At 36.3% G+C, this 17793-nt stretch carries 17 protein-coding genes; 12 read left to right on the top strand and 5 right to left on the bottom strand.

Going from position 1 to position 17793, the window contains the following annotated elements:
- The first annotated feature begins 39 nt into the window (after positions 1–39).
- Positions 40–1137: an A/G-specific adenine glycosylase gene (gene mutY / locus EUC40_RS23345; RefSeq protein ID WP_156576718.1), complete on the top strand. Its 1098-nt coding sequence runs from the start codon at positions 40–42 to the stop codon at positions 1135–1137.
- Between the two features lie 153 nt (positions 1138–1290).
- Here the strand turns inward: mutY and EUC40_RS27080 are convergent, their stop codons facing one another.
- Complete coding sequence (locus tag EUC40_RS27080) at positions 1291–1467, bottom strand: hypothetical protein (RefSeq protein ID WP_165613785.1); 177 nt, start codon at positions 1465–1467, stop codon at positions 1291–1293.
- Between the two features lie 125 nt (positions 1468–1592).
- Here EUC40_RS27080 and EUC40_RS23340 point away from each other — a divergent pair, with 125 nt between their 5' ends.
- From EUC40_RS23340 to EUC40_RS23325, 4 genes are all read left to right on the top strand, one after another.
- Positions 1593–1874: a gamma-type small acid-soluble spore protein gene (locus tag EUC40_RS23340; protein ID WP_071710440.1), complete on the top strand. Its 282-nt coding sequence runs from the start codon at positions 1593–1595 to the stop codon at positions 1872–1874.
- 169 nt (positions 1875–2043) lie between these two features.
- Complete coding sequence (locus tag EUC40_RS23335) at positions 2044–2304, top strand: YgaB family protein (RefSeq protein WP_071710439.1); 261 nt, start codon at positions 2044–2046, stop codon at positions 2302–2304.
- A 317-nt stretch (positions 2305–2621) separates the two neighbouring features.
- On the top strand, positions 2622–3152 hold the full coding sequence (gene ntdP / locus EUC40_RS23330) for a nucleoside tri-diphosphate phosphatase (RefSeq protein WP_000506628.1): 531 nt from the start codon (positions 2622–2624) through the stop codon (positions 3150–3152).
- A 54-nt stretch (positions 3153–3206) separates the two neighbouring features.
- Positions 3207–4967: an ABC transporter ATP-binding protein gene (locus tag EUC40_RS23325; RefSeq protein ID WP_071710438.1), complete on the top strand. Its 1761-nt coding sequence runs from the start codon at positions 3207–3209 to the stop codon at positions 4965–4967.
- Between the two features lie 13 nt (positions 4968–4980).
- Here the strand turns inward: EUC40_RS23325 and EUC40_RS23320 are convergent, their stop codons facing one another.
- The 3 genes from EUC40_RS23320 to hemL all read right to left on the bottom strand — a co-directional run bounded on the left by EUC40_RS23320 (position 4981) and on the right by hemL (position 12268).
- A complete protein-coding gene (locus tag EUC40_RS23320) occupies positions 4981–6069 on the bottom strand; it encodes an aromatic acid exporter family protein (protein ID WP_000765781.1) in 1089 nt (362 codons plus the stop codon).
- 258 nt (positions 6070–6327) lie between these two features.
- Entirely contained in the window at positions 6328–10764 is a 4437-nt protein-coding gene (locus tag EUC40_RS23315) for a glutamate synthase-related protein (protein ID WP_156576717.1), read from the bottom strand.
- Between the two features lie 199 nt (positions 10765–10963).
- Positions 10964–12268 carry a glutamate-1-semialdehyde-2,1-aminomutase gene (gene hemL, locus EUC40_RS23310; protein WP_002017418.1) on the bottom strand — a complete coding sequence of 435 codons (1305 nt, stop codon included), beginning with the start codon at positions 12266–12268 and terminating at the stop codon, positions 10964–10966.
- 121 nt (positions 12269–12389) lie between these two features.
- Between hemL and EUC40_RS23305 the strand changes: the two genes are divergently transcribed.
- The 7 genes from EUC40_RS23305 (at position 12390) to EUC40_RS23275 (ending at position 17273) form a co-directional block, all read left to right on the top strand.
- The gene (locus tag EUC40_RS23305) at positions 12390–13403 is read left to right on the top strand and encodes an ABC transporter ATP-binding protein (RefSeq protein ID WP_000843651.1); all 1014 of its coding nucleotides are present in this window, start codon (positions 12390–12392) and stop codon (positions 13401–13403) included.
- Positions 13396–14187 (top strand): ABC transporter permease, encoded by a 792-nt coding sequence (locus EUC40_RS23300; RefSeq protein WP_156576716.1) that lies wholly within the window; start codon positions 13396–13398, stop codon positions 14185–14187. Before EUC40_RS23305 ends, EUC40_RS23300 begins: the two co-directional genes overlap by 8 nt.
- Positions 14188–14191: 4 nt before the next feature.
- Positions 14192–14977, top strand: a complete 786-nt coding sequence (locus EUC40_RS23295; RefSeq protein WP_156576715.1) for an ABC transporter permease — start codon at positions 14192–14194, stop codon at positions 14975–14977.
- A 72-nt stretch (positions 14978–15049) separates the two neighbouring features.
- On the top strand, positions 15050–15454 hold the full coding sequence (locus EUC40_RS23290; RefSeq protein ID WP_000964349.1) for a potassium channel family protein: 405 nt from the start codon (positions 15050–15052) through the stop codon (positions 15452–15454).
- Positions 15455–15497: 43 nt separating this feature from the next.
- Complete coding sequence (gene bcp, locus EUC40_RS23285; RefSeq protein ID WP_156576714.1) at positions 15498–15953, top strand: thioredoxin-dependent thiol peroxidase; 456 nt, start codon at positions 15498–15500, stop codon at positions 15951–15953.
- 298 nt (positions 15954–16251) lie between these two features.
- A complete protein-coding gene (perR, locus tag EUC40_RS23280) occupies positions 16252–16680 on the top strand; it encodes a peroxide-responsive transcriptional repressor PerR (RefSeq protein ID WP_000237832.1) in 429 nt (142 codons plus the stop codon).
- A gap of 167 nt (positions 16681–16847) precedes the next feature.
- A complete protein-coding gene (locus tag EUC40_RS23275; RefSeq protein WP_071710436.1) occupies positions 16848–17273 on the top strand; it encodes a GNAT family N-acetyltransferase in 426 nt (141 codons plus the stop codon).
- Positions 17274–17375: 102 nt separating this feature from the next.
- Here EUC40_RS23275 and EUC40_RS23270 read toward each other — a convergent pair whose 3' ends face one another.
- Positions 17376–17732 (bottom strand): YgzB family protein, encoded by a 357-nt coding sequence (locus EUC40_RS23270; RefSeq protein WP_000025054.1) that lies wholly within the window; start codon positions 17730–17732, stop codon positions 17376–17378.
- Positions 17733–17793 lie beyond the last annotated feature (61 nt).

The raw sequence follows: 17793 nt of genomic DNA, 5'->3' as shown, positions 1-17793 counted from the left end.
TAATAGTACTTATATGCAAAAAAATGAGGGGGATCAAGTTTGACACTTGAAATATTAAATAAGTTTAACATAGAGCAGTTTCAAAATGATTTAATTGGTTGGTTTGAAGAAGAGCAACGCGACTTACCGTGGCGAAAAAATAAAGATCCATACCGCGTTTGGGTTTCGGAAATTATGTTACAGCAAACAAGGGTAGAAGCTGTAAAACCATATTACGCGAATTTTATGGGGAAGTTTCCTACCCTAGAAGCTTTAGCAAATGCTGGTGATGAAGAAGTATTAAAAGCATGGGAAGGTTTAGGGTATTATTCTCGAGCACGGAATTTACATGCGGCCGTAAAAGAGGTAAAAGAAGTATACGGCGGGATAGTACCGAGCGATGTAAAGAAAATTGAAAAGTTAAAAGGAGTAGGACCGTATACAAAAGGTGCTATTTTAAGTATTGCATACGGTATACCAGAGCCCGCAGTTGACGGGAATGTTATGCGTGTGTTATCCCGTATTTTATCTGTGTGGGATGACATTGCAAAGCCAAAGACTAGGAAAGTGTTTGAAGAAATTGTACGTGAAATTATTTCGGCAGAAAATCCATCTTATTTTAATCAAGGATTGATGGAGTTAGGTGCATTGATTTGTATTCCGAAAAATCCATCTTGCTTACTTTGTCCTGTACGTGAGCATTGCAGAGGATATGCTGAAGGGGTTCAAAAAGAATTACCAGTAAAAAGTAAAGCGAAAGCTCCTACAATGGTACCGCTCGTTGCAGGAGTACTTCAAACTGAAGATGGTCGTTACGTCATTAATAAGCGTCCGAGTACCGGATTATTAGCTAATATGTGGGAATTTCCGAATATTGAACTTGTTGAAGGGATTCGGAATCAGAAGGAACAGCTTATAGATTATATGAAAGAACAATTTGAGCTCTCAATTTCTATAGATGAGTATGCAATGAATGTACAACATACGTTTACACATCGTACTTGGGATATATTCGTATTTTACGGAAAAGTACCGGGGGATATTGTTGAAACAGATACATTGAAATTTGTATCGAAAGAAGCGTTTGAACAGTTACCTTTCTCGAAATCGCATCGCACGATTTATGAGAATTGCGTTGAGAAAATTACAATGCAATAAAGTGAAACTTTAATCAGTGGGGTCTTACTGCCCAGTGAATAGCGGGGTAAATGATAAAAACGTGTTCTAGAATTTTAGAACACGTTTTTTATTGAAAATAATTTTGTGCTTTGAGTTTAAAGAGATTCACGCTACATTGCAAAATCCTCAACTTTATAATCCACCCCGAGATTCAATTTCTTTTACAATCTCTTTATAAATTGTTTGTCCTTCTACATTTAGATAAGGCATAATTTGCTGGAATGAATGATGAAAATGAAATAATTCATCTTCTCTCCATTCGTTTTTTGAAAGCATCGTTAGCTCAGTCATATCACGTCCAGTGTACATATTTCCACCTCCATTACCTGTAGTTTGAATGAGTGACAAGAGATATATGCGGAAATTTTTCAAAAGAAAATTAAGGATAGCTTTTAAGTAAATTGGTTACATTATTGATTGTGGAGGTGAGAAAGATGAGTAAAAAACAACAAGGTTATAATAAGGCAACTTCTGGTGCAAGCATTCAAAGTACAAATGCTAACTACGGTACAGAATTTGCGACTGAAACAAATGTACAAGCAGTGAAACAAGCGAATGCACAATCAGAAGCAAAGAAAGCACAAGCTTCTGGTGCACAAAGTGCAAATGCTAGTTATGGTACTGAGTTTGCAACTGAAACAGATGTGCATTCTGTGCAAAAACAAAATGCGAAATCAGCTGCAAAAAAATCACAATCTTCTAGTTCAAATCAGTAATGAAAGAAAAACACTTCTCTAACTCGAGAGAAGTGTTTTCTTTGTGTACGGATCATTGTAATGAAAAGAAAGTGAACGACATAACTTCTAATAAGTCAACAAATGTAGTCAAAGGAGAAATAAGTTCACGATTAGAAATATGTAATAGGAATTTAAAAGGGGGTAAGTAATGAACGATTTTGATAAGTTGGTGGGAGAACAGTTGGAAACGATGGATGAGCTTTTAAAATTGCAATCACATTTAGAGAAGTACCAGCAAATTGAAATGAGTGAAAAGGATACGTGCGATAAAAAAGATTTACATTTTATTCGCCAAGAAATATATAGAACAGAAGTAGCGTTGAAGCTATTACATGAAAAATTTGAAAAACAAACGAATAGTGTGATTAAATCTTTTGAAACTGAAAAAGTGATTTCAAATTTAGGATAAGATATACTGTTACCTTTAGCTGAAAGGTCCTTCTTTATATGGAAATGAGGAAGGGCTTTTTTTATTATCCTGATTGGTGAGTTCCAATCATCAATAGAGGTGGAGCTCTCTTTAATTAAAGTTTAACTTTATGAGTAATGCGGCGGAAGCCCACACCTCCTAAAAAAGTTGGTTTATTCATTGTAAAAAATAGAGCCTTGTCGCTTTAGTTTTAAAATTTCGACAAAAAAGTTATAATAGAAAAAAAGTGGATGCAGTTCAAAAGGTAGTCTAGGCAACTTAAGAAGGGCATTTGCAGTTGAAAGAAGGGAGCATATATGGGATTTCCCAAAGAAGGAGAAAAAGTACAAATACATAGTTATAAACATAACGGCTCCATTCATAGAATGTGGGAAGAGACAACGATTTTAAAAGGGACACAGAGTCTTGTAATCGGAGCGAATGATCGTACAGTAGTGACAGAATCAGATGGCCGAACATGGATTACTCGTGAACCTGCGATTTGTTACTTTCATGCCAATTATTGGTTTAATGTGATTGGGATGCTAAGGGAAGAGGGAGTATATTATTATTGCAATTTAAGCTCACCTTTTGCATATGATTCTGAAGCGTTAAAGTATATTGATTATGATTTAGATATTAAAGTGTATCCTGATATGACATATACGCTTTTAGATGAAGATGAGTATGAAAAGCATAGTCAAATTATGCAGTATCCGCCTGTTATTGACACCATTTTAAAACGAAATGTAGCACAATTAACGCAATGGATTCACCAAAGAAAAGGTCCATTCGCACCGGATTTCGTAGATATGTGGTATGAGAGATATTTAATGTACAGAAATTAAAACGAACCTGCAGGGAATTTCCCGGCAGGTTTGTCCTATTAGAGGGGGGATTATGTGCAAGGAATAAAAAGATATTTACAGTTTGTTAAACCATATCGATGGCTTATTGCTGTTACGATTGTTATCGGTCTAGTTAAGTTCGGTATCCCGCTTATCATGCCATGGTTATTAAAGTATATTATCGATGATGTAATTCAAGGCGGAGGACCGCTGCAAGATAAAACGTCCCAATTAATAACGGCAATTGGGATTGCTTTTTTTATTTTTGCAGTATTAAGACCGCCGATTGAATATTATCGTCAATATTTCGCGCAGCGTATTGCGAATACAATACTATACGATTTACGGAAACATATTTTTGGTCACTTACAAAAATTGAGTTTACGCTACTATTCGAATACAAAAACAGGAGAGATTATTTCACGTGTCATTCATGATGTAGAACAAACGAAGGATTTTGTAATTACTGGTTTGATGAATGTTTGGTTAGATACGGCAACAATTGCTATCGCTATTATTGTTATGTTTTCTATGAATATAAAATTAACATTTGTTGCGTTATTAATTTTACCTATTTATGTAGTCGCAGTGAAATATTTTTTTGGACGTCTTCGAAAATTGACGAAAGAGCGTTCACAAGCATTAGCGACGATGCAAGGATATTTACATGAACGTATTCAAGGGATGCAAGTGACACGTAGTTTTGCCTTAGAAGAGTATGAGGCGAAGCAGTTTGAAAAAAGGAATAATGAATTTTTGACGAAAGCACTAGCGCATACGAGTTGGACGGCGAGAACATTTTCGGCGGTAAATACGTTAACAGACTTAGGACCATTACTTGTGATCGGTTTTGCAGCATATGAAGTGGTTCAGGGGCAGTTAACATTAGGGACTATGGTTGCTTTTGTTGGATATATGGATAGTTTGTATAGTCCACTTCGCCGCCTTGTTAATTCTTCTACAACATTAACGCAGTCTTTCGCATCGATGGATCGGGTGTTTGAACTGTTAGATGAAAAATACGATATTGTGAATGTGCCAAGTGCGGTACAAACGAAAAAATTAAATGGTGAAGTGATATTTGATAATGTATCTTTTCGTTACAATTCGGATGAAAAAGAGGTATTACATAACCTTTCGTTAACTATGTTGCCAGGAGAGAAGGTGGCACTTGTAGGAGCAAGTGGGGGAGGAAAGTCATCTCTTGCTAGTTTAATCCCGCGTTTCTATGATGTTTCTTCAGGTGCAGTTTATATAGATGGGATAGATGTCAGAAAGTATGATATGAGAAATTTACGTAGTCATATTGGAATTGTACTGCAAGATAATTTGTTATTTAGCGATACAATTGGGGCAAATATTTTATATGGAAATCCGAAAGCTACAGAGGCAGAAGTGATTGCGGCTGCCAAAGCTGCGCAAATTCATGATTTTATTATAGAGTTACCTGATGGTTATAATACGGTCGTTGGGGAACGTGGTGTGAAGTTATCTGGTGGACAAAGGCAACGTGTAGCAATTGCACGAGTGTTTCTAAAGAATCCATCGTTACTTATATTAGATGAGGCGACTTCCGCTTTAGATTTAGAAAATGAACGATATATTCAACAGGCGCTTCAGACGTTAGCGGCTGATCGGACGACGATTATAATCGCACATCGATTGGCGACGATTACGCATGTGGATACGATTATTTACATCGAAGACGGTGAGATTAAAGAAACAGGTTCTCATGAAGAGTTAATGAAAAAAAGAGGATTTTATTACAATTTATATCAACTTCAACATATAACAGAAACAGCTCCTTTAGCCTAAAAGGAGCTGTTTTTTATTCGTCTTCTTTTTTATCGTCAATTTGGAGTTCTGTTTCTGGTTTATGGTATGTGTAGAAGCTATCCACTAATAAATCTAAATGCTCTACTTCTTCACTATAGTTAATAATTGAAGAAATAAGAGGGAAGAGATGTAGCCATGTTTTATATGCTTCTTCATCATCCTTGTTTTGATAATCCATAAAGATATCAATTAATTCTTGTTTACCCGTTTCAACTTCATCTAGCATTTCAACGGATTGTTGTTTCTTTGCTTTACCAATAAATTTTAATAAAACTTGTTCATGATAATGCGTTAATGAGTCAAGTTCGTTTTGGATGGATTCTTGAAATTCTTCTGGCATATAGCGCAGTTCATTTTCAGTACGATGTAATGACTTTAACGTACTTAAAGCACGACTTGTTGTCGCTAACATTTGTCTGAATAAAACGAGCTTACGAATCTTTGCGAACTTTACTTTTTTCGTGTAGCTTCTTTCTTCTTTATACAGTAAGTAATAATGATTTAGTTTGATCATTTTTTCTTTCATACGATCAATATCAGTTTTTAACGTTGTAAAGTCAGAAGCTTGCCTGCTATTCATTCGAATCCATTTCACAATTTCTTCTGTATTATCAACGATACGATGATAAAGTTTTGTTTCGTACTTTGGCGGCATAAATACTAAATTTACAAGTGAAGCCGCAATAATTCCAATCATAATCGTCGCAAAGCGAAGTAAGGCAAAACTAAAGAAATCTTCGCCTTGATACTCCATAATGGCGATAACTGTTACTAAAGCGATTGATATTGTGTTTTCTAATCGTAATTGTAATGTAAGAGCAATTACTAATATACATGTTAATCCAATAATAAAAGGATTATGTCCAAAAGCAGTAGCAAATACGATAGCGAATACCGCACCAATGACGTTTGCTTGAATTTGTTCAAGAGCTGTTAAATACGAACGATATACAGACGGCTGAACAGCGAAGATGGCTGAGATTCCCGCGAATACCGGACTTGGTAAGTGAAGTAAAATACAAGCAAATAAAGCTAATGTGATGGCAATACCCGTTTTTAAAATGCGAGCACCAAGTTTCATACCCTAAATAAGATCCTTTCTCTTGTCATAATGAATGTACAACATGATACTATACATTCATTACAATATGTTAGCAAGTGATATTTTAGTGACGTTAATAAGAAATTAAGATTCATTTATACTTTTTCCTAATTCTTTTTAAACATCAATTTTTAGTAAAAAAACCTGCTGAATTTCAGCAGGTTTCAAATTGTTACTATAGATTACTATGAGAAGTGTACTTCGTCAATTTTTTCTTAAAAATGAAAATGAGACATATCACTCTGTTGAGATAGATGGATCAGCCTGCTCTTTTTTCGGGATAATTTCAAAAAACTGATTCTGTATATCATCTAATAATGGTGTTAACAAAGCAACTTCTTCGTATTGCTCATGCTCGTTTAGTACACGAATATAGTCTAGCAATAATTCGGTTACATCTTGCAAACCGTTTTTACTAATTGGTTGTAATGTAACATTTGCCCCTTTTGCGATTCTTCTTTTTAAGGCCTGTTCTGTTAAACCTAAGTTTGAATCATGACGTAAATAAACAACACCGCCAGTCATACCAGCACAAATCCATGGACCGGGGTCCCCTAAAACAAGCGCTCGCCCATTTGTCATATATTCAAAGGCGAAACCTTTAATATTGGAGTATGCACCTATATTTCCTTGCTCTTTTTTACGTAGTGGTTTTGTTATTCTACCTCCAATTATCATATCTGCTCCAGAAAGGCGAATACCAGCGCGAGCGTCGGCGTTACCTTGTACGTATAGTGCACCTTTTTGTGCGCCATATCCAAATCCTTTTCCGACAGAACCGTTATAATATAAGCCGTCTTTTCCTTTTGCTTTCGTTATATAAATACCACCGCCAAAGGAAGTTTTGCCAATGCCATCTTGCGCACCACCATTTACGTGTATAAATAAATTTTCGCTATTGTAAGCGCCTAATCCATTTCCTGGAATAGAGCCGTTTGTATATTTTAATGTAAGTGGTTCAAGCTTGGTGTCTTCATATAGTTTACTGCGAACGCGATAACAAGATTCTAAACCACCCATAACACGTTGCTCTACGCCAACGCCTACTAATTCTTTTGAGTGTGGGGAGTGGACTGTTTCAAGTTGTTTTTCCTGTATGGCTGCTATTTTTGTAACAGATGGATATTCTATCGTTTGCAGTAAATTACATAAGTTCAATAAATTTTCGCCTCGAACTTGCTCTAGTAAATTAGAACACCCGACGATTTCTTGTAAATTTGTATAACCAAGCTGCCCTGTTAACCGTTTTAGTTCTAAGCCAAAAGTGGTGAATAAATGTAATAAACCAGCAACTGCACTTTCTAATTCCCGTGGGACGAAGCGGCGTAGCCCGTGTTCTTTTGCTTGCGCTTCAGATTCAATTTGTGTTGCAATTCCAACATGGCAAGTATCTAAATGACACCCGCGGCAAGTTGTACAGCCAATTGCAATCATTGATAATGTGCCAAACCCAATACGGTTTGCTCCAAGGAGCATAATTTTTAAGGTATCATTTACACTTCGAATACCACCATCGGCCCAAATTTCTACTTGATCTCTCATCCCTGCTTCTAGTAGAGCATTGTGAGCAGCTTTTACACCGATTTCTACTGGAAGACCTACATGTTGCAATGCATGAATACGCGCAGCACCTGTTCCGCCATCAAACCCGCTAATGTTAATAAAATCAGCACCAGCTTTTGCGATGCCGACAGCAATTGTTCCAATGTTAGGAACGACAGGGACTTTTACAGCTACTTTTGCAAGTTGATTAGCCGTTTTAATTTCGGTAATCATTTGAGCTAAGTCTTCAATTGAATAAATATCATGGTTGTTAGAAGGTGAAATTAAATCTGATCCAATTGTAGCGTTACGTGCTTCGGCGATTTTGGCTGTTACTTTTGAACCAGGCAAATGTCCACCTTCACCAGGCTTTGCTCCTTGACCAATTTTTATTTCAATTAAATTTGATGAATTTAGTAATTCAGCGTTTACTCCAAATCGACCAGAGGCAACTTGTTGTCCGCGTGTATGTGGGTATTTACCAATCATATCTTTAATTTCGCCGCCTTCACCGTTCAAACTAATCATATTTAGTTGATCGGCAGCTTCTGCATACGCACGAAAGGCAATTTCATTTTGAGAACCAAATGACATGGAACTAATAATAAATGGTAGATCGTGATTCCGGATACTAATGGATACGTCTTCAGTTGGAACGATATGTTTTGCTTGTTTCGTTTGAACAAGGTGTCTGATTGCGATTGGATTATTGTTTTCTAATTCACTTAACTTTTCGCGGTAATCATCATAAGGATTTCCCTTTGCAACATCGCCAATGGCTTTCCAAATCCGCGGGAATATGTGAAATGACTTTCGCATTCTAATTTTAGGATTGTTATAATCATCCGCGCGCATTTTTGCATCTTCAGCAAGTGATTCAAGTGAAAAAGCTAAATCATTTGAACCGAAGAAATTTGTAATTTGTAGTATATTTGCGATTTCCTCATGTAACCCGATAGATGAATAGAGACGTCCGTAACCACGTAACTCATGAATTCCGATTGTTGAAATGACTTTCTCTAATCCTTTATTAAGGGCCGTATACAAATTCGTAATTGGTGTTTTTGTTCCGTCATTTACGGTCGCAAACAATAAATATGGATTAATACTGTCTGCTCCTAATCCATATAGCGTGACGATGTCATGTAAGGAGCGAAGGGCACCAGAACGTATAACGAGAGAGCAGTTGCGGCGCAATTTATTTTCACTTAATGCTTGGTGTACCTTAGCGGTAACTAAATGTGGATCAATCCACAATCGTTCATTTAGATGGGCTTTCGCGTCATCTAATACTAGTAGAGAAGCGCCATTGTTAACGGCAGCTATCGCTTCAGAACTAATGCGGTTTAATGCGCATTGCAAAGTTTCTGGTGAGCTGAATGTAGCAGAGATTGTGGCGATAGAGCTATAAGTCATGAACAGCTCTGTAAGTTGTTCGTACGTAATTGTGTGTAATTCTTCTGCAATAGATTGTGCTACGTTTCCTTCTAAAATAATTGGTGAAAGCATCTCAACTACAAATGGTTGTTTAGCGCCGTTTAATAAACTTGGGCGTTCTCCAAGTACAGTACGTGTAGAGAAGTGTTCAATTTCACGGTCACGGTCAATTGCTGGATTTGTAACGACAGCTACACTTTCTTTAATAAAGTCAGCAATATTTCGTCTATCGGTATCAAGCGCGGCAAGTGGTGAATCGTGTCCTAGTGAGCGAATTGGCTCAACGCCTTTTGTTGCCATCTGTTCAAGGAGCTGAATATGTTCTCGATCCCATCCAAAAGCAACGTATTGTTTCGTTTCAACTTGAACAGAATCACATAATCCTTGGATTTTTTTCGTTTCAGGGATAGATAAGTTTAAATGGTAATCAGTAGTATCAACTCGCTTTTTAAAACGGTTATATACTTGGGTTTGGTATTTGTCATATTCATAAAGAACAAGTTCATCTTGTTCATTCCATTTTAATCCGACTTTTTCCCCAGGAGCGAGTGGTTTTGGTTCTGCTACATATTCAGTTGGTGATACAACTCCAGGTTCAGAAGAGAAAATATAAGAGCTCTCTGTCTCAACTTTCCATACTGGTCGTAGGCCAAGGGAATCAACGCTGAAAACAGCTTCATCTTTAAAACGGGAAATGATTCCAGCTGGCCCTTGTGCAAAATGTCCCCATGCTTCACGTATATACGTATATAAATCTTGTAAATGTGTTTCATAAAGTTTAATTTCATTAATAATTGGTGGGAATAGTATTTCCATTGCTTCAAATAAACTGTAGTCATATTGAACAAGTAGAGTTTCTAAGGTGCGGTTTAAATCTTGGGAGTCACTGCCCCCAGCAGTAAGTGGTACATCAATCATTTCAGCTTGATCGCGTAATTTGGCAATGGTGTTAATTTCACCATTATGTCCGAGAATACTAAATGGTTGTACACGAAAAAAATTAGATAATGTATTAGTAGAATAGCGGTTATGTCCTAGTGTCATAGTTGAAGCGATAAGTGGATGTTGTAAATCATTGTAATAGGCAACCAGTGTATCGCCAGCACCTAGAACTTTATATACAACATGATCACGGCTTAATGAAGCAACATGAATTGCTTCGTTTTCCTCTATTTTTATTGTGACAGAAAATAATGTTTGCTCAATATTTGCAACTTCATGTTCGGCGATAAGGGCAACTTGCCAAAATAGTGGTTCTTCTTGTTTACCAAGTGGCCCGAGTGCATCGGAGTTTATTACATCGTCACTTTCGAAAAGGATTGCAAAGCTTTCGTTATTTAGTTGTGTACGAATATGGTTTTTTAAATTAACTATATTTGCGTTTTTGTTTAGAAAAAAATGTCCAACGATAAAGTGGGGATGATCCACAATCGTTGGATTATATCCGCTACTTTTTAGTTTTTCATTCCAAAGAGCTTTTGGTACATCAATGTGAATGCCGATGCCATCGCCTTCGCCATTAATGAAGCCAGCTCTATGATTCATTTTGACGAGTGATTGTATGCAAAGATCAATGTTTTCTTTTGTAGGAATTTTTCGTTTCTCCATAACGGAAACGATTCCACACGCATCATGTTCTGCGTTTCTATAATCTCGAAATAAAGACGGTGTCCATGTATTTTTTTTATTGAGCATCCGTCAATCCCCCCTCTTGTTAAAGTTTGAATAATCTTACTATTTAAGGCGTGAGTAGCCTTGTATACACGGATAGTAAGGATGTGAAAGAAAAATAAAACAGATAATTATGAATAATTATACTATTAATGAGGGATTTATGAAATAGAAAAAAGGAAAAAAGAAAGATGTGCTTTCTTTTTTCCTTTTAATAATGGGATTATTTATTGTTTGCTAATGCAGCAAATGCTCTACCAACAGCTTCAATTGTATATTCAATATCTTCTTTTGTATGTTCTGTCGTTAAGAACCATGCTTCATATTTAGAAGGGGCTAAGTTAATGCCTTCTTGAAGCATAAGCTTGAAGAATCTACCGAACATTTCACCATCTGTATCTTGTGCTGCATCGTAATCTTCGATTGTATTTGTTGTGAAGTATACAGTTAAAGCACCTTTTAGACGGTTTAATGTAATATCGATATTATGTTTAGTCGCTTGCTCTAAAATTCCTTTTTCAAGCATTGCGCCAAGTTCATCTAATTTTTCGTATAGGCCTTCTTGCTGAAGAACTTCTAGACAAGCGATACCCGATGCCATAGAAGCAGGGTTTCCTGCCATTGTACCAGCTTGGTATGCAGGTCCAAGCGGAGCAACCTGTTCCATAATTTCTTTCTTCCCACCGTAAGCACCGATTGGAAGTCCGCCGCCAATAACTTTACCAAGCGCTGTTAAGTCTGGTGTTACGCCAAGTAAGTCTTGAGCACCGCCGTACATAAAGCGGAAAGCAGTAATAACTTCATCATAAATTACTAGTGCACCAGCTTCGTGAACGAGTTCATTCACTTTTTCAAGGAAGCCAGGTTTTGGCTCTACAATACCGAAGTTTCCAACAATCGGTTCTACAAGGATAGCTGCTACTTCGTGTCCCCATTTATCTAATGCTTCTTTTAAAGTTTCTACATTATTAAATGGAACCGTAATAACTTCTTGAGCGATACTTTGCGGTACGCCAGCTGAGTCAGGAGTCCCTAGAGTAGAAGGGCCAGATCCAGCTGCTACAAGTACTAAATCAGAATGTCCGTGGTAACAACCAGCGAATTTCATAATTTTTGTGCGGCCTGTGTAAGCACGAGCGACACGAATTGTTGTCATTACTGCTTCAGTCCCAGAGTTCACAAAGCGTACTTTATCTAAAGCGGGCATTGCTTCTTTTAACATTTTTGCGAATTTTACTTCTAGTGCCGTTGGTGTTCCGTAAAGTACACCATTTTCAGCAGCTGTTGTAATTGCTTTTGTGATGTGCGGGTGAGCATGTCCCGTAATAATAGGACCGTATGCTGCTAAATAATCGATATATTTATTTCCGTCTACATCCCAGAAATAAGCACCTTTTCCACGTTCCATAGCAACAGGAGCGCCGCCGCCAACTGCTTTAAAAGAACGAGAAGGACTATTAACGCCGCCAACGATATGTTCTAAAGCTTCTTTATGTAATGCTTCTGATTTTGTGAATTTCACTACCATTCATCTCCTTACAAAAATCTATGTATTATTCTAACATGTTTTTCGAAAAGACGTATTGTTTGTGATAGAGAAGGCAGTTGGGTAAACTATTCGTTGTGACATTTAGGAAGGGGGTCCGATTATGAAATCGGTAATTGAGGTACAAGGGTTACGTAAAGAGTTTACAGCCTATTCAAGTCGTCCGGGTTTAAAGGGTGCATTTCGCGATTTATTAAATCGTAATTATAAAATAGTACCAGCAGTAAATGATGTGTCTTTTACTGTAAAGCAAGGTGAAATGGTTGGTTATATCGGTGAGAATGGTGCTGGTAAATCAACGACAATTAAAATGCTTACGGGGATTTTAACTCCAACATCAGGACAGATCATAGTAAATGGAATGAATCCACATAAACAAAGAGAGGAATTTGTAAGAACAATTGGTGTTGTTTTCGGTCAACGCTCACAGCTGTGGTGGGATATTGCGGTACAAGAATCGTTTCGTTTACTCAAAAAAGTGTACGGTGTATCAGATGCTCAGTATAAAGAACATATGGAGCACGTGATTGAAACATTAGATATTGGTCCTTTATTAGATAAGCCAGTTCGAAAGTTATCTTTAGGTCAAAGAATGCGTTGTGAATTAGCCGCAGCATTAATTCATAATCCGCCGTTATTATTTTTAGATGAACCAACAATTGGACTAGATGTTCTTGTGAAATTGAAAATACGTGAATTTTTAAAAGAGATGAATGAGCGTTATAAAACAACAATTTTATTAACAACTCATGATATTACGGATATTGAAGCTTTATGTGAGCGCGTTATCATGCTTGATGAAGGGAACATTATGTATGACGGTTCTTTAAATAATCTTCGCACGCAGTGGGGAGCAGAGAAAGAAATACATTTTCAATTTGTTGCCCCAGTTTCATATCAGGAATTATCGATGGTTATGCCTGATAACCATGTCGTTTGGTCAAAAGCGAAAGAAGAAAATGCGTGGGTTGCAAAAATACCAAATGAAGAAGTGATTATTTCAATGCTCATTTCTAAAGTAGTACAAGCCTTTCAAATTAAAGATTTAAAAATTAATGAAGTATCTACAGAGGAAATTATTCGTAACATTTATGAAGAAGGTATTAGGCATGGGTAAGTATATTGAAATGATTCGAATTCGCTTTTTAATGATGCTTGCGTATCGCACAAACTATTATAGTGGGATTTTAATTTATACAATTAATATCGGCGCATATTATTTTTTATGGCAAGCAATTTATAGCGGAAAAGAGAATATTGAAAGTTTATCTATTTCACAAATGACTACGTATATTGCAATCGCGTGGATGGCACGTGCGTTTTATTTTAATAATATAGATAGAGAAATTGCGATGGAAATTCAAGAAGGCCGTGTGGCTGTAGAATTAATTCGTCCTTACAACTATTTAGGTATGAAAGTTATGCAAGGTCTTGGTGAGGGGATATTTCGTTTTGCATTCTTCTCCATCCCGGGCATGGTTATCGTTACGTTATTATTTTCATTGCAAATTACAACGAATTTTCAAACGTGGTTATATTTCTTCTTATCTTTAATATTTAGTTTTATTATTAATACACAAATTAATTTAATGACGGGAATGCTTACGTTCTTCCTATTTAATAATAGCGGAATCATGTATGCAAAACGCGTTGTGATTGACTTGTTTTCAGGTCTATTATTGCCAATTAGTTTTTATCCGTTATGGGCCCAAAAAACAATGATGTTTTTACCGTTTCAGGCCATTAGTTATATTCCGAGTATGATTTTTTCAGAAGGTATACAGGGAAGTAAGTTGTATGAGGCGTTAGTATTTCAAGTAGTTTGGGCAATCGTACTTATTATTCCAATTGTACTCATGTGGAGAACGGCGCGAAAACGTCTAATTGTACAGGGGGGATGATGGGATGCTATATATAAAATTATTTTTACAATATGCAAGTCAATATATAAAAACGAAACTGGAATATCGGGGCGATTTTATCGTTGGATTACTTTCTGATTTATCACTCCAAGCGGTTAATTTAATCTTTATTCTCGTTGTGTTTGGTCATACACAAGCATTAAAGGGATGGAGCCGAGAAGAAGTAATTTTTATCTATGGTTTCTTTTTAGTACCGTTTGCCATTTTTTCAGCCTTCTTTAATATATGGGACTTTAATGATCGTTACATTATTAAAGGGGAGATGGATCGTGTATTAACGAGACCAATTCATAGCTTATTTCAAATTATATTAGAAAGAATGGAACTTGAATCTTTAATTGGAGCCTTTACAGGAATTATTGTAATGTCATATGCAGCAGTAGAGTTACAATTATCTTTTTACTGGTATGATTTCTTCTTATTCTTACTGATGGTAGGTGGAGGAGCGCTTGTATACGGCGGGATATTTGTTACACTTGCGAGCCTTGGTTTTTGGTCGGATGCAAAAAGTTCTATTATGCCGCTTATGTATAACATAGGGAATTATGGTCGTTATCCGGTTAATATTTATAATCGTGTGATTCGCTTCATTTTAACGTTTGTCTTACCGTTTGCCTTTGTTGGAGTATATCCAGCAGCATACTTTTTAAGAAAAACAGAGTGGAATAGTTATGCATTTGCAACACCGATTGTTGGTATTATTTGTTTTACTGTTGCGATTACTCTCTGGAATCAAGGGGTAAAAAGGTACCGCGGTGCAGGAAATTAATTATAGAAGCTTGTTTGTTTCTATGGGATAAATCAGTCGCCTATCTCATACATATAAAATGAGGTGGAGGACATGTTATGGGGATTTATTCTATTAATTGCAGCAATAGCTATTTTAAGAAGTGTCCAATTATTATGGAGTTCATATTCGGATTCAACGCGTTTCTTTTCACTGTATAATTTAGCCTCGTTATTTTTGATTTATACAACAGTACTAATTGCGTTTGGGTTAAGTTATGTTGTATTGGAGGAAATGGGTTTTACAGTTTTGAAAGAAGATGGAGAAAGAGTGACTGCTCATTCTTTTCAGCTCGTTGAAATTTGTTTATATTTTAGTGCAGTCACTTTATTGTCCGTTGGATATGGTGATATAGCTCCGATTGGAATAGGAAGATGGATTGCGATCGGAGAAGCGCTAATTGGATATACACTGCCGTTTGCTTTTGTGATGAGGTCAGTAATAGACAATGAAAAATAAGGCCGCATTTGTTATAGTTAAAGAAAAAGAAGGAGTGATAACAATGATTACAGTAGGAGAAATGGCACCGGAATTTACGCTAGAGGGAAGTAACGGAGAACAAGTTCGTTTAGCTGACTTTCGTGGGGAAAATGTAGTTCTTTACTTTTATCCGAAAGATATGACTCCAGGGTGTACAACTGAAGCGTGTGATTTTCGCGATGCGTATGGAGTCTTTCAAGAAAAGGATACGGTTATTCTTGGAGTAAGTCCGGATTCAGCGAATAGACATCTGAAATTCATTGAGAAGCATGAACTTCCATTTGTACTTTTAGTAGATGAAGATCATAAAGTGGCAGAATTGTATGATGTTTGGAAATTGAAAAAGAACTTTGGGAAAGAATATATGGGAATTGAACGTTCTACATTCTTTATTAATAAAGATGGTGAGCTTGTAAAAGAGTGGCGTAAAGTGAAAGTAAAAGGACATATTGAGGACGTTCTTTCTTATATAAAATAAATGTGTAGTGGGGATAAAATATATAGAAGTAAGGCAAGTGTCTATACATATTTTACCGTCTGACATAAAGTGAAGTGTAGGGCATACCTCCTCAGATGATAGTATTCCAAGTGCGATTATGTCGCACTTTTTTCTATGCAAAATGTATAAGAAATAGGGAAAGATATATAAGGATAAGGCTATATACAAAAATAAACCACATACTTATAGTAGAAATATTGACGATTTATAAGAAAAGGAGTACACTCTTTATAAGAATTATAAAATAATAATCCGTATAGAATCGGGGTGCATGACGGTGGTCAAAGAAGAATTAAAAGAAGCGCTAGAAATGCTGAAAAATACGGGTGTACGCATTACTCCACAGCGTCATGCTATTTTAGAGTACCTTGTGGAATCTATGACGCACCCAACAGCGGATGACATTTATAAAGCATTAGAAGGTAAGTTTCCAAATATGAGTGTTGCAACTGTCTATAATAACCTACGTGTGTTTAAAGAAGTTGGGCTTGTAAAGGAATTAACTTATGGAGACGCTTCAAGTAGATTTGATTATGTTACAAGTCAACATTATCATGTGATTTGCGAAAAGTGTGGTAAGATTGTTGATTTTCCTTATGGGGGCTTGGAACAGCTTGAAAAAGAAGCTGAGAAAACGACAGGCTTCGTTATTAATAGTCATCGCTTAGAAATTTATGGCGTTTGTCCAGAGTGTCATAAGGCGTAATATATAATAAAGAAAGAGGCTGACGGCTTTACGTCGACCTCTTTCTTTATTATATAAGAGTAGCGTCAGGCTAATATGGGTTTGCAGCGTTAAGTTAGTAAGAGGATTATATAAAAATGTATCGAAATTACTTTAGATTGGTGAAAATGAAATCTGGAGGATACATTGTGAAGGAATATGATATTAAAAATAACATTCCAACATTGGAAGAATACAAATATTTATGTGACTCTGTAGGGTGGACTAATTATATGAATTTTGAAGTGGTGGAAACATCACTCCAAAATTCTATTTACTGCATCACGGTCAATGATAATAATCGAATTATCGGTATGGGGAGAATTGTTGGTGATGGGGCTATCTATTTCTATATTCAAGATATAGTAGTGCACCCAGATTATCAAAGGAATGGTATTGGGAAGAAAATAATGAATGCTTTAGTTGAATACTTAAATTGGAATGCCCCTGATAAAGCATTTATTGGTTTGTTTGCATCGCAAGGTAAAACGTCATTCTACGAAAAATATGATTTTAAAGATTACTCGCCCAACATGACAGGGATGTTTACTGTAATATCGAAAAAACAGGCATAATGAATTTTGGGCGAAGACAGTAATCAAAACAAGGCGATTTCTTAGTTAAGAAATCGCCTTGTTTAATGACTTAAATTCACGCCCTTCACTATACTTCTATACCTATGATTTATAGCTTTTCTTATTATACTTCTCATCAAATTCTTTTCCTTCTAGGTTTCGATCCATTGTTAAAGGTTGATTGCAGTGCATACATGCGTCGACACGACCAAGCATTTTTGTTGGTTTATCGCAGCTTGGACAAATAATTTGTACAGTCTTCGTAGATAACATACCAATCCAAAAGTAAACGACAGTACTAGCGATAACAGCTAAAAAGCCAACCATCATAAATGTTGTCATAATAATGATGTTGTCGCGGAAAAAGACTCCTAAGTATGCAATGAAGAGGCCGATAAATACTAAACTTAATGCAAAGGTCCGGATTTTATTGATTTTGTTTGAATACTTAATGCTCATTCTCACCAACTCCTATAACAATAATATAACATAAAATTTAGAATTTTCACTTATGTGTATG

The sequence above is a fragment of the Bacillus luti genome (assembly GCF_009739945.1).
Classification (GTDB): domain Bacteria; phylum Bacillota; class Bacilli; order Bacillales; family Bacillaceae_G; genus Bacillus_A; species Bacillus_A luti.
The sequence above is the reverse complement of the archived record's forward strand: the minus strand, read 5'-3'. Positions and strand labels throughout refer to the sequence as shown.